The sequence below is a fragment of the Salinimicrobium maris genome, assembly GCF_049680855.1.
Lineage (GTDB): Bacteria > Bacteroidota > Bacteroidia > Flavobacteriales > Flavobacteriaceae > Salinimicrobium.
Genome location: NZ_JBMPGS010000002.1, coordinates 1030715 through 1043268, shown reverse-complemented (window position 1 = coordinate 1043268; position 12554 = coordinate 1030715). Strand labels below are relative to the sequence as shown.

At 40.0% G+C, this 12554-nt stretch carries 12 protein-coding genes; 5 read left to right on the top strand and 7 right to left on the bottom strand.

The features are described 5' to 3' along the window. The first annotated feature begins 27 nt into the window (after positions 1 to 27). From ACOV1Q_RS10210 to ACOV1Q_RS10200, 3 genes are read left to right on the top strand one after another with little or no spacing between them, the layout of a single operon-like run. Positions 28 to 1353 carry a 2TM domain-containing protein gene (locus tag ACOV1Q_RS10210; RefSeq protein ID WP_424494278.1) on the top strand — a complete coding sequence of 442 codons (1326 nt, stop codon included), beginning with the start codon at positions 28 to 30 and terminating at the stop codon, positions 1351 to 1353. After that, a complete protein-coding gene (locus ACOV1Q_RS10205) occupies positions 1353 to 1667 on the top strand; it encodes a 2TM domain-containing protein (protein WP_424494277.1) in 315 nt (104 codons plus the stop codon). Before ACOV1Q_RS10210 ends, ACOV1Q_RS10205 begins: the two co-directional genes overlap by 1 nt. 18 nt (positions 1668 to 1685) lie before the next feature. After that, positions 1686 to 2435: a LytR/AlgR family response regulator transcription factor gene (locus ACOV1Q_RS10200; RefSeq protein WP_424494321.1), complete on the top strand. Its 750-nt coding sequence runs from the start codon at positions 1686 to 1688 to the stop codon at positions 2433 to 2435. A 73-nt stretch (positions 2436 to 2508) separates the two neighbouring features. Here the strand turns inward: ACOV1Q_RS10200 and ACOV1Q_RS10195 are convergent, their stop codons facing one another. From ACOV1Q_RS10195 to ACOV1Q_RS10165, 7 genes are all read right to left on the bottom strand, one after another. Beyond that, positions 2509 to 3111 carry a superoxide dismutase family protein gene (locus tag ACOV1Q_RS10195; RefSeq protein WP_424494276.1) on the bottom strand — a complete coding sequence of 201 codons (603 nt, stop codon included), beginning with the start codon at positions 3109 to 3111 and terminating at the stop codon, positions 2509 to 2511. A gap of 283 nt (positions 3112 to 3394) precedes the next feature. Further along, a complete protein-coding gene (locus tag ACOV1Q_RS10190; protein ID WP_424494275.1) occupies positions 3395 to 4609 on the bottom strand; it encodes a bifunctional alpha/beta hydrolase/OsmC family protein in 1215 nt (404 codons plus the stop codon). Between the two features lie 110 nt (positions 4610 to 4719). Beyond that, complete coding sequence (locus ACOV1Q_RS10185; protein WP_424494274.1) at positions 4720 to 5481, bottom strand: 3-keto-disaccharide hydrolase; 762 nt, start codon at positions 5479 to 5481, stop codon at positions 4720 to 4722. Between the two features lie 11 nt (positions 5482 to 5492). Further along, positions 5493 to 6548, bottom strand: coding sequence for a sugar phosphate isomerase/epimerase family protein (locus tag ACOV1Q_RS10180; protein ID WP_424494273.1), 1056 nt, complete (start codon positions 6546 to 6548; stop codon positions 5493 to 5495). Positions 6549 to 6576: 28 nt separating this feature from the next. Then, positions 6577 to 7716, bottom strand: coding sequence for a Gfo/Idh/MocA family protein (locus tag ACOV1Q_RS10175; RefSeq protein WP_424494272.1), 1140 nt, complete (start codon positions 7714 to 7716; stop codon positions 6577 to 6579). A 23-nt stretch (positions 7717 to 7739) separates the two neighbouring features. Next, positions 7740 to 8978, bottom strand: a complete 1239-nt coding sequence (locus tag ACOV1Q_RS10170) for a nucleoside permease (RefSeq protein WP_424494271.1) — start codon at positions 8976 to 8978, stop codon at positions 7740 to 7742. A gap of 15 nt (positions 8979 to 8993) precedes the next feature. Beyond that, positions 8994 to 10007, bottom strand: a complete 1014-nt coding sequence (locus ACOV1Q_RS10165; protein ID WP_424494270.1) for a sugar phosphate isomerase/epimerase family protein — start codon at positions 10005 to 10007, stop codon at positions 8994 to 8996. Between the two features lie 153 nt (positions 10008 to 10160). Between ACOV1Q_RS10165 and ACOV1Q_RS10160 the strand changes: the two genes are divergently transcribed. Next, the gene (locus ACOV1Q_RS10160) at positions 10161 to 11861 is read left to right on the top strand and encodes a GMC oxidoreductase (protein WP_424494269.1); all 1701 of its coding nucleotides are present in this window, start codon (positions 10161 to 10163) and stop codon (positions 11859 to 11861) included. A gap of 9 nt (positions 11862 to 11870) precedes the next feature. Next, positions 11871 to 12518 carry a gluconate 2-dehydrogenase subunit 3 family protein gene (locus tag ACOV1Q_RS10155; protein WP_424494268.1) on the top strand — a complete coding sequence of 216 codons (648 nt, stop codon included), beginning with the start codon at positions 11871 to 11873 and terminating at the stop codon, positions 12516 to 12518. The last annotated feature ends 36 nt before the right edge of the window (positions 12519 to 12554 follow it).

Below are 12554 nucleotides of genomic sequence, written 5' to 3'. Positions count from 1 at the left end.
AAATTAGCTTTATCAACATAAAACGAGATGAAATTATTTCCCCAAATATTAAAAATTTCTATATCGATTAGTCTCATTGTGATAGTGTTGAACCTCATTTTTGGGGGTTTGGAGATGGAGGAATTGTTGGATCCTACAAATTTGGGTTTGTTCTTCTTTTATTCTTTTGCACTCACAGTTGTGAATGCGCTGTACTTTGATTTTTTTGCCAGGAAAATAGGTTGGGAGAACGCTTCTCTTAAGAGGGTGTTCTTTGCTACTACTGGGTCAATAGTAGTAACGCTCATCACTTATTTTCTCTGCAGAATGGTAGATAGTACCATTTTTAAGGGAGGGACGGTCGTAGAGTTCCTGAACAATGAAAAACTGGGTTACTATCTTTTTCCGCTGTTGTTGACGGCGCTTGTCTCCCTGTTTTTTCATCTTGTTTATTTTTATAGGGCGCTTCAGGAGAAAAAGGTTACAGAACAAAAGATCATTGCGGGAACAGCTTCGGCAAAATTTGAAAGCCTTAAAAATCAGATAGATCCGCATTTTCTTTTTAATAGCCTGAATGTGCTTACCTCGCTAATAGAAGAAAATCCGGAACAGGCACAAAAATTTACTACCTCATTGTCTAAGATATACAGGTATGTGCTGGAGCAAAAAGATAAGGAACTGGTGAGCCTGGAAGAAGAACTGGCTTTCGCCGTTACCTATATGAAACTCTTAAAAATGCGCTTTGAAAACAGCATTTTTTACGAGGTGCCAGAGGAACTTTCCACGCCAGATGCAAAGGTGGTGCCTCTATCCCTCCAGCTATTGCTGGAAAATACGATTAAGCATAATGTAGTGAGTGCAAACAGGCCTTTAAAAATAAGACTGTATGAAGCTGATGGTTACCTTATTATTGAGAATAATTTTCAGAAAAAAGAAGTTCTTCATAAACGAAAAGGAGTAGGGCTTCAGAATATTGTAGACCGTTACAACCTGGTGACCCAAAGGAAAGTATTTATTGAACAGAACGAACAAATTTTTGCAGTGAAACTGCCTATACTAACTAAACAAATTTCAATCATGGAAACGAACAGAATAGAAGAAGATGATGCCTATTTCAAAGCTCAACAGCGAGTGAAGGAAATGAAAGAATTTTATGGGAATCTTATTTCCTATTGCGTAGTGATCCCATTCCTGATCTTTATTAATTACTGGACATATTGGGATTTCCAGTGGTTTTGGTTCCCAATGTTTGGGTGGGGGCTAGGTCTAACAATTCATGGTTTTTCGGTATTTGGATACGGTGCGGCCTGGGAGGAACGCAAAATCAAGGAAATCATGGAAAAGGAACAGCAACAAAATAATTCCTGGAAATAATGAAAACGAATTATAAAGAAAACCTGAAGTACAGGGCTGCAAAAAAGAAGGTGAAAGAGATCAAAGGTTTTTACGTTCACCTACTGGTTTACCTATTCATAAATGCTGCAATCATTGCAGTTGCAGCCTATCAAGATGGTAACTGGAACAGTTTAGACAATATATGGACCTATTCAACAGCTTTCTTTTGGGGAATTGGGCTATTTGCTCATTGGGTGACCGTATTTGGACCTAATAAATTATTCGGAAGAGATTGGGAAGAGCGTAAGATCAAGGAATTAATGGATAAAGAAAAGAAAAGAACCTGGGAATAATTTTCTATAAATGTTATGATAGAAGCTTTAATAATTGAAGACGAAAAACCTTCTGCACGGCGCCTGCAGCGCATGTTAAATAAATTGGATGTGAATGTGGTTACCACCTTGCACGCTGTAGATGAAGCTACCGAATGGTTTCTCCAGAATGATCACCCTGAACTTATATTTTTAGATATACAATTGAGCGACGGACTTTCATTCGAGATCTTTGAGAACGTGGAAGTGAAGAGTTCTATTATTTTTACTACGGCTTATGACGAATACGCACTGAAAGCTTTTAAGCTGAATAGTGTGGATTATCTTTTAAAACCTATAGATGATGAAGAACTGGAGGCAGCTCTAAAAAAGTTCCGCAGCACAAAATTTTCAGACAGGAGCAGTTTAGACATAAAAAACCTGAAATCTCTTTTAAACCTTTCTTCTTCTGAATACAAAAAGAGGTTTACCATTCAGGTAGGGCAACACCTAAGGATCTTTGATGTGGAGGATATTTGTTGTTTTTATTCTGAAAATAAAGGTACTTATCTCCATTCTACTGCCAGGAGAAGCTATCTTATGGATTGCAGTCTGGATAAGCTCGAAGAAGAACTGGATCCAGATATCTTCTTTAGGGTCAATCGTAAATTTATTATCAGAATAAAAGATATATTAGATATTCTAACCTATTCAAATCAGCGACTTGAAGTAAAATTAGGAAATTTTAAAGAGCAGCAAATCATTGTGAGCAGGGAAAGAGTAAAGGCTTTTAAAGAGTGGCTAGAATAGAGCAGATTGAAAGGCATAAAAAAAAGCAGCTTAAAAGCTGCTTTTTTGATACTTTATAAAAATAAGTGAGTTTTTACTCCATCGTTACTTCGCCACAGGCAATTCTGTTTCCGGAGTCCCCGCTTGGTTGAGAAACATAATCATCTGCTCCTGCGTGAACCACAACTGCGGTACCTACAATATTTTTGGAATCATCATCACATCCTATACACCATTCGTCTGTTGAAAATTTAATGGTAGCATTTCCGTCGGCATCGGCTTCAAAATTTCCAATGTCACCTTTGTGGTATCCGTCCTCGTCGCCCCATTCTCCATGGTCTTCGAAAGTTGGGTTCCAGTGTCCACCGGCTGAACTTCCGTCTTCAGCAGAACAATCTGCCTTTTCATGAAGGTGTATGGCATGAGTACCTTCTGTTAGACCGGTTAATTCAACAGTCATGGAAACTTCCCCATTTTCTTGCATAAAAACAGCTGTTCCGGTTACATTGCTGTCACTTTTAGATTCAATATCCACCCGAATCTCTTCACCATCTGTTGACTCGGCTTGCATTTCTTCGTTTTCCTGAGTCATATCTACATTCTCTTCTACTCTATCTTCAGCAGTTTGGTTTTCATTCCGGCAGCCGGTAAAGATGATGGCTGCAGAAAACAATAGACCTAAGCTAATACGTTTCATAATATCTGGTTTAATTAATTGAGCATCTAAATTATGCAGAAATGTCCCGTTAGACAAATTATTTAAGGAGAGCTTAACACTGGTAGAATGAAGTTTGTTGGTAATTAACTAATTTACAGGGATATAATAGCCGACAATCTATTAAAAGTTTGAGGTTTATTCAGTTTTTTAATAAGTGAAAAAGATTAAAAGATTCTCAAAAATGTCATTTTTAAATCCATTTTGAAACCTGTTCTCACTTTAGAAAATGCATTAGATGTTATTTAAGACGAAGATAAACCAGTTAGGAGGTTAAAAGTCTGGTCGTGATCTTGATATCATTATGCAACGTGCGATGCACCGGACATTTATTCGCAATTTCAAGCAGTTTCTCCTGCTGTTTGGAATCTAAATCGCCTTCAAGTACTATTTCCCTCTTGAAAATGTCAATTTTTGAGGAATTTCTTTCGCAATTATTACAGTCTTCGGCGTGTTCCTTGTCGTGGTTCACGTGGGTCTCTACATCTTTCAAAGGCCATTTCTTCCTGCGCGCGTACATTTGAATAGTCATGGAAGTGCATGCCGCCAGGGAGGCAGATAATAATTCATAAGGTGTTGGGCCAAAATTACTACCGCCAATGCTCTCCGGCTCATCTGATGTTAAAAAATGATCTCCGGCTTTTATCTGAGTAGTAAATCCTTCATTCCCCAGGTTTGCCATCACCTGGTGTTTGGAAGATAATTTTTCTTTCTCCGGAACATTTAAATAACGTAAAGCCCATGCTGCTATGACTTCTCCGGCGTATTTGGAATCACTTTTGTTGGTGAGCAAATGATCTGCCCCGTCCAGCGAAATGAAACTTTTGGGATGTCGGGCTGCAAGATAAATTTCTTCGGCATTTTTAATGCCTACAATTGTGTCTTGAGGAGAATGCATTACCAAAATAGATTTTTCCATCTCCCGGACGACATCTTTAAGCTTTTTGGTGTCAAGATCCTGAAGAAATTGTGCTTTTATGGTAAAATCACGACCTCCCAAATTCACTTTGGAATAGCCGTTTTTCTCAATTTCTTCAAGGTTTGATTTTAGCAGGTGTTTTACATGCTGAGGTGAGGATGGCGCTGCAATCGTAGCAACGGCCTTTATCGATGAAGATTGCTGTGCTGCAAAAAGAACCGCTGCACCACCCAGGGAATGTCCTACCAAAAGGCTTGGAGCTTTATATTCCTTTTTGAGGAAATCTGCTGCGGCCAGAAGGTCATCTACATTTCCAGAGAAATTGGTATCTGCAAATTCCCCTTCGCTTTCTCCCAGTCCCGTAAAATCAAATCGCAAAACTCCAAAACCATTGGCAGTAAGTGCCCGGGCGATATTTTTTACTGCAAGAAAATTTTTATTGCAGGTGAAGCAATGAGCAAACAGAACAAAATTGTGTGACTCCTGATTGAAAGGTAGTTCCAAAACCGCCGAAAGTTCTACACCTTCCTTGTTCTTAAACCTATGTTTAGAGATATTCATGTGCAATTATTTTTCTGAAATAAGTTAATTGAATTTAGTGAATACAAAAACGGAATAAAAAAAGCTGCATATACTTATGCAGCTTTTAAGTTAGTCAAAAAGGGCATTTTTTATTCTAGTTCCCGAATTTTAATGTTCCTGTATGAAACTTTATCTCCGTGATCCTGTAAAGCAATATGGCCATTTTTGTGCTGACCAAAATCTTCCCAGTCACTAAACTTGGACTTTCCAACAAGTTGATCCCATTCTTCTCCCTTTAAAGGAAATTCATTGATTTGCTGTCCGTTCAAAGTCACCAATCCACGATTTTCTTCGTAATTGATGGTGATGGTCATTTCATTCCATTCTTCAGCAGGGTTTGTAACATCTTCTGTAGGTTCAGAAAGATCATAAAGAGCTCCTGCCTGGCGAATAGGACCGTTTTTGGCATCTGGATGCCCCTGGTTATCCAGAACCTGGATTTCAGGACCGGTGATGTAAGGCTCATTGTATTCTTCGCCTTCCTGTACTGCCCACATGATTCCGCTATTCCCATTTTCTGAAATCTTCCATTCCAGAGAAAGTTCGAAATTAGTGTAGGTGTTTTTTGTAATGATGTTTTCTGAACCATTGCGTTCGCCCTGGGAAGGAGTAAAAACAAGGGCTTTATCTTCTATTTGCCACTGGGTAATGGAATCGCTGTTGAAGGCTTTCCAATGGTCGAGGTTTTCTCCATCAAAAAGAACCTGCCATTCATTCTGGTCTTGTGAGTTTTCCATTTCCTGAGTTTCTGTCTCTGTTACTACTTCACTTTCTTCGTTCCGGTTCTTGTTATCCTGGCATCCGGCAGCAGTAACGGCTAAAGCCAAAAGGAGTACATTTACTTTTTTCATTGGTGTGTGGTTTAGTTGGTTCCTAATATTCGTTTCAGTTTTTGTTCGTCAATTTCGGTTCCTGCAAAGTCATCAAATTTCTTTTCTGTAGCTTCAATGATATGGCTTTGAATAAAACCTGCGCCTTCGCGTGCTCCCTGTTCCGGAGATTTTATACAACATTCCCATTCCATCACGGCCCACACGTCACAACCATAACGTGTGAGTTTCGAAAAGATGGTTTTAAAATCTACCTGCCCGTCTCCCGGGTGCCTGTAACGCCCAGCCCTGTCTATCCAATCTTCATAACCTCCAAAAGTTCCTTTCTTTCCGGTAGGGTTAAATTCGGCGTCTTTGACGTGGAACATTTTTATGAACTCGTGATAGTGATCAATGTAGGTGATGTAATCCAGTTGCTGAAGCACAAAATGGCTTGGATCATAAAGTAGATTTACTCTTTTATGATTTCCGGTTGCCTCCAGGAAGCGTTCAAAAGTGACACCGTCGTGCAAATCTTCTCCCGGATGAACTTCATAACAAACGTCTACTCCCTGGGCGTCAAATTCATTCAGAATAGGGAGCCAGCGATCTGCCAGTTCTTTAAAGCCCATTTCCACTAAACCTTCCGGGCGCTGCGGCCATGGATGGGCCGTGTGCCATAATAAGGAGCCGCTAAACGTACCGTGTACATCCAACCCAAAATTCCGGCTGGCTTTGGCCGCACTTTTTAGCTGTTCTACAGCCCATTCGGTTCTTTTCTTAGGATTGTTCTTAAATTCATCAGGCGCGAAATTGTCGAACATGATGTCATAGGCAGGATGTACGGCTACAAGTTGTCCCTGTAAATGCGTACACAGCTCGGTAACTTCTAATCCGTAGGATTCGATCTTGCCTTTTAATTCATCGCAGTAGGTTTTACTTTCCCCGGCTTTTTTAAGATCAATTAAAGCAGATTCCCAGGTTGGGATCTGGATTCCTTTATAACCTAAATCGGCTGCCCATTTACATAACCCGTCCAGTGAATTGAACGGTGGTTTGTCGTCCATGAACTGAGCTAAATATACCGCAGGTCCTTTTATAGTTTTCATTGAAATTTGTTTTGTTAGTTACATTACATTATTCAGTGATGGACACCCAAACATTTCCATTTTTATGAGATTCCACGGCTTTTTCAATAAAGTTCATTCCTCGAATTCCGTCTCTCATCGTCGGAAACTCAGCAGGATGATAATCTTCTTTATTAATGGCTTTTGCAACACCTTTATAAATATTGCCCATGGAATCGAAAATTCCTTCGGGATGTCCCGGAGGAAGTTTGGTGCCGTCAAGAGACAGAGCGCTGTTGTAGGGATGCCCTGGCTTTAAAACTCGCATTGGCTCTCCATCCTGCAGGAGGTAGAGGTAGTTAGGATTTTCCTGTTCCCATTTTAATCCTGCTTTTTCACCGTAGATCTTTACAGCAAAATTATTTTCCTCTCCGGTAGCGATCTGGCTAGATCTTAACACCCCTTTTACGTGTTCTGAAAAACGAAGTAAAACGGTGCCGTCAATGTCCATAACATTATCTTCGTAAAGATAATTTAGGTCTGCCAGAATTTCCTTTACTTCAAGTCCCGTCACATATTCGATCATGTCATAGGCGTGGGTTCCAATATCCCCAACGCAACAGCTTATTCCAGATTTTTCTGGGTCAAGTCGCCAGGTATTTGCTCTTTTTTCAGAATCGTGAATAATAGGATTTATCCATCCCTGATAATATTGTACATCTACTTTTTGAACCTTGCCAATTTCTCCTGCAGCGATCATCTCCTTCATCTGCCGAATCATTGGGTAACCTGTATAAGTGTAGGTAACAGCGAAGATGGTTTTTGACTGTTCGAGTGTTTTTTCCAGAATTTTAGCCTCCTCATAGGTAGTGGTCATCGGCTTTTCGCAAATGACATTAAAACCATTCTCCAGCAGCTGTTTTGCCATTGGAAAATGGAGAAAGTTAGGAGTAAGAATTGAAATTACCTGCATTCTCTCTTCTTCCGGGAGGGCGTTCTCTTCTGAAATAAGTTGATCGAGATCTTTGTAGATCCTGTTGGTGGGAATGCCAATTTCTTCAGCAAATTTTATACTCTCATCATATTCCGGATTAAAAACTCCTCCAACAACTTCATAGCGATCGTACATTGTAGAAGCCACGCGGTGTAAGATTCCAATTAAAGAATCTCCACCGCCACCCAGAATACCTAGTTTAATTTTTGAACTCATGTATTATGCTTTATTTTATTTGATTAGATCTTGTCTATTGCTTTTTTATCAAGCTTCTCATTTTTAAAGAAAATAGAAAAAATGATCATAACCGCAAAGGCAAAACCTGCAGGAACTATCCAAATTTGTTCCCAGTCATGTGCGCCATCGGCATTTACATACATATCGCTGATTTGTCCGGCAACCCAGAATCCCACCAACATTCCTACACCATAGGTTGCCAGTGTAATCAAGCCCTGCGCGGCACTTTTAATCTTCGGTCCTGCTTTAGAATCGGTATAGATTTGTCCTGAAACAAAGAAGAAGTCGTAGCAAATTCCGTGGAGTGCGATTCCTATGATCAACATGTAAACCAGTTCTCCGGCATTTCCATAGGCGAATAAAAGGTAACGTAACACCCACGCCAGCATACCTGCCAAAAGTGTCATTTTGAAGCCGAATTTTTTGAAGAAGAACGGAAGCAACAGAAGGAAAAGTGCTTCTGAAATTTGTCCAATGGTCATCATGGCCGTTGGGTCTTCCATACCTACTTCCGATAAAAATGGGTTTGCATTCTGGTAATAAAACGCCAGCGGAATACAAATTAGAATAGAAGAGATAAAGAACATGAGGAAGTTTCTTCCTTTTAATAAAGCAAGTGCTTCCAGTCCTAATATATCAGATAAAGTTACTTTTTCTCCTTTGCTGCTTGGAGGTGTTTTGGGTAAAGTAAAACTCAAAATTCCCAGTAATGCCGAAGCGATTGAAACCATCAAAAAGGTGTACTTCAGCATTCCTTCCTGGCGTGCTTCGGGTGCATCCCAGCCAAATACCAGGCTTATCACTAATCCAGAAATAATCCATCCAATGGTTCCAAATACCCTAATTCCGGAGAATTCTTTTTCGGGATCTTTCATCTGGTAAAAAGATATAGAGTTTACCAGAGCAAGGGTAGGCATATAAATGATCATATAGCCCAGTACATACGGATAAAATGCACTAAAATCTTCTGAAGCGTACATCATATATAAGAGCACTGCACCTACCAGGTGCAGGAAGCCCAAAATACGCTCTGCATTAAAAAATCTATCGGCTATGAGCCCTATAATAAAGGGAGCGATAATTGCTCCCCACGATTGTGTGGAGAAAGCCATTGCGGTTTGGGTACCGGTAGCTTCCAGATTATAACTTAAATAAGTTCCAAGTGTTACAAACCATCCACCCCAGATGAAGAATTCTAAAAACATCATGGAGGATAGTTGAAATCGAACTGAGTATTTCATTGCTGGCTGGTTATTCTATTGATTTGATAATTCCTGTCCGGCTTTGACTAACAGGTTTTTTGTAGCAAGGATTCCTTCTTCGGGTGAAAGACGTGGTCCTTCGTATTCTATTCCAATGTACCCGCTGTAGCCTGCATCTTTTACGATTTCAAGCATTCTTTTAAAGTCAATCGTGGTTTCGTCCCCGGCTTCATTAAAATCATAAGACTTTGCGCTTACGGCTTTTGCATATTCCATCATTTCTTCAACTCCCTGATATTTTGGATATTCTTCAACACACTCTGCTTCCCATCGTTCGCCGCCTTCACGTTTAAGACAAAAGTTTCCAAAATCTGGCAAAGTTCCTACATTTTCCATGTTTGCCTGCTCCATAACTTCTACAAGAAGCTGGGCATTGGAAGATAAATAGCCGTGATTTTCTACTAACACATTAATGTCCTTTCCGGCAGCGTATTCCCCTAGTTTTGAAAGTCCGTCTACAGCGTTGGTCTGCCATTCTTCGGGAACTTCACTTCCAAAGAGATTTACTCTAATAGAATGAGCTCCAAGGTATTCGGCAGCATCCACCCATTTTTTATGATTTTCGACTGCTTCATTTCTTTCCTCTTCACTATTGGAAGCCAAATCACCTTCGTTATCTACCATGATCAATACATTCTCAACACCGTATTGTTCACTTCTTGCTTTTAAGGTGTCTAAAACTGTTTGTAAGGCTTCTTTTGGATTTGCAGAATCTTTATAAAGAGGGGTGTAAAGCTGACTAACATATTCAATTCCGTCGAAGCCCATTTCACTGGCTTTTTCAGCAAAATCCATAGGATCCAGTTCTCCTTCAAGAATAGGTTTGCTTAAGGACCATTGTGCAAGGGAAATATCAAAAAATAATTCTTCACTGTTCTCCTGTGCATTTGCTAATTCCGATTCTGCTTGCTGTTCTTCCTGCTTTTCATTTTTACAGGAAATAACACCTGCTGCTAATGCCATTGAAAGAATGAGCAAACGCGACCGTAAGAGTAAATTCTTTGTCATAAATTCTTTGTTAAGGTTTATTAATTAAGCAATATAGTTGATTTTTTCTGATCTTAAATGTAAGATTTTTTTCAAAGGGGTAAAATAATACCTATAAATTTATATATTTGGTTGCAAGGCAAAGAACTAAAAACATTAACTAATTAAAGAATTGTGAGTAAATTTTACGAAAACGATTCCTATGATGCTATAGTTGTAGGTACAGGTATAAGCGGTGGTTGGGCTGCTAAAGAATTATGCGAGAAAGGTTTTAAAACCCTGGTGCTCGAAAGAGGTCCAATGGTGAAACATGTTGAAGATTATCCAACGATGCACAAAGATCCATGGGATTTCAAATACAAGGGACAACTTACACGAGAAGAAGAGAAGAAGCAGCACAAACAATCAAGAACTGGCTATACCACCAATGAAGCCAGTCGGCATTGGTTTGTAAATGACCTTAAACATCCTTATAACGAAATCAAGCGCTTCGACTGGATGCGTGGTTACCACGTAGGTGGAAGGTCAATTATGTGGGGGCGTCACAGTTACAGGTTGACCGATCTCGATTTTGAAGGTAATAAAAAAGATGGTATTGCGGTAGACTGGCCTATTCGCTACAAAGATATTGCGCCATGGTATGACTATGTTGAATCATATATAGGAGTAAGTGGTGAAAATCTTGGTCTTCCTCATTTTCCTAATGGTAAGGTTCTTCCTCCCATGGAGCTAAACTGTGTTGAAGATCATCTTAAGAAAAGTATGGCCGATAACTTCGGAAGAGTTTTAACTCCGGGGCGGGTAGCACATATTACTACAGGAGAAAAATCTTTTGAAGGACGTTCTCCCTGTCAATATCGAAACAGATGTATTCGCGGGTGTCCTTATGGGGCATATTTTAGCAGTAATGCTTCTACTTTACCGGCTGCCGAACGCACCGGGAACATGACTTTGCGTCCCAATTCTATTGTTCATGAAGTTCTTTATGATGCCGAGACAAAGAAAGCAACAGGTATAAAGCTTACAGATGCTGAAACAGGAGAAGTACAGGAATATAAAGCCAACGTTATATTTCTTTGTGCTTCAGCAATTGCATCTACAAGTATTTTAATGCAATCCAAATCTGACAGATTTCCTGATGGAATGGGAAATGACAGCGGGGAACTTGGACATAATGTGATGGATCATCATTTTATGGCCGGTGCCTCCGGGAAATACGATGGTTTTGAAGATAAATATTATAAAGGACGAAAACCTAATGGAATCTTTATTCCGCGATTCCGAAATCTAAATGATTCCGAAAAAATGCCTTTCCTTCGTGGTTACGGGTACCAGGGTGGTGCAAGCCGAGGAGACTGGACACAATCAGTGGCAGAACTTGGCTATGGAAAAGAACTCAAGGAGGCCATAGTGCAACCAGGTGGCTGGACCATGGGTCTTACAGGTTTTGGGGAAACCTTACCCTACCATGAAAACCGTATGATCCTCGACTATGATAAACTTGATGAATGGGGATTACCTACAGTAACTTTCGATGCCGAATTCAAGGAAAACGAGCTAAAAATGCGGAAAGATATGATTGAGCAGGCAGTTGCGATGCTAGACAAAGCCGGATTTAAAGATATCAATCCTGTAGATAGATTGGGAGCTCCCGGACTTGGAATTCATGAAATGGGAACTGCCAGAATGGGACGAGACAGAAAGACGTCCGTTTTAAATGGGAATAACCAGGTGCATGATGTTCCTAATGTGTATGTGACAGATGGTTCCTTTATGACCTCTTCAGGTAACCAGAACCCTTCCTTAACTTATATGGCAATGACCGCACGTGCTGCAGATCATGCCTCTAAAAACTTTAAAAAATCCAACGCTTAAACTTATATTATGAATAGAAGACAAGCATTAAAAAATCTAGGATTAGGAGCAGGATTTTTAGTGGTGGGGCCAACAACCTTCGGATTACTACAGAGCTGTAAAAACGATCCGGAATATGATTGGCAACCAACCTTTTTGAGTGCTGCAAACGGTTTTGCGCTTAAAGAGATCCTCGAAGTAATCTTACCTTCAACAGATACTCCTGGTGCAAACGATCTTAACCTGGCCAGGTTTATTGATTCTTATATGAACGAAGTTGCTCCCGAAGAACGCCAAAAGAATTTCACACAAAATGCCGATCATTTTGCCGCAGCATTTAAAGATACGTATGACAAAGAAATAGGCGAGGGAACCACAGAGGAGTTTGATGAAATGATAAAGGAATATTTAAAAACCACTCCCGCCGAAGAAAAACGCAGAGTAGAAAGAGAAACAGAGACTCAGGACCCGCTTAACAAGGACCCTGAAGAGGTAATGTCATTCAAGGAAGGTTCGAGGGCCTATTTACAGGAAGTTCGCGACCTTGGGATATGGGCATGGAAGACCAGTGAGGAAATAGGTGAAAATGTTATGTGGTACGATCCAATTCCGGGAACGTACATTGCATGTGCCACCACCGAAGAACTTGGCAATAATGGAAAAGCAATGTCTTTATAAAATTGTTTTTGAATTATATTCGAAAAAGGTGCTTTT

What these genes read in the sequence shown, in the direction of transcription:
- ACOV1Q_RS10210 (WP_424494278.1), top strand. Translation starts at nt 28, where the DNA reads ATGAAATTATTTCCCCAAATATTAAAAATTTCTATATCGATTAGTCTC.
- ACOV1Q_RS10205 (WP_424494277.1), top strand. Translation starts at nt 1,353, where the DNA reads ATGAAAACGAATTATAAAGAAAACCTGAAGTACAGGGCTGCAAAAAAG.
- ACOV1Q_RS10195 (WP_424494276.1), bottom strand. Translation starts at nt 3,111, where the DNA reads ATGAAACGTATTAGCTTAGGTCTATTGTTTTCTGCAGCCATCATCTTT.
- ACOV1Q_RS10190 (WP_424494275.1), bottom strand. Translation starts at nt 4,609, where the DNA reads ATGAATATCTCTAAACATAGGTTTAAGAACAAGGAAGGTGTAGAACTT.
- ACOV1Q_RS10185 (WP_424494274.1), bottom strand. Translation starts at nt 5,481, where the DNA reads ATGAAAAAAGTAAATGTACTCCTTTTGGCTTTAGCCGTTACTGCTGCC.
- ACOV1Q_RS10180 (WP_424494273.1), bottom strand. Translation starts at nt 6,548, where the DNA reads ATGAAAACTATAAAAGGACCTGCGGTATATTTAGCTCAGTTCATGGAC.
- ACOV1Q_RS10175 (WP_424494272.1), bottom strand. Translation starts at nt 7,716, where the DNA reads ATGAGTTCAAAAATTAAACTAGGTATTCTGGGTGGCGGTGGAGATTCT.
- ACOV1Q_RS10170 (WP_424494271.1), bottom strand. Translation starts at nt 8,978, where the DNA reads ATGAAATACTCAGTTCGATTTCAACTATCCTCCATGATGTTTTTAGAA.
- ACOV1Q_RS10165 (WP_424494270.1), bottom strand. Translation starts at nt 10,007, where the DNA reads ATGACAAAGAATTTACTCTTACGGTCGCGTTTGCTCATTCTTTCAATG.
- ACOV1Q_RS10155 (WP_424494268.1), top strand. Translation starts at nt 11,871, where the DNA reads ATGAATAGAAGACAAGCATTAAAAAATCTAGGATTAGGAGCAGGATTT.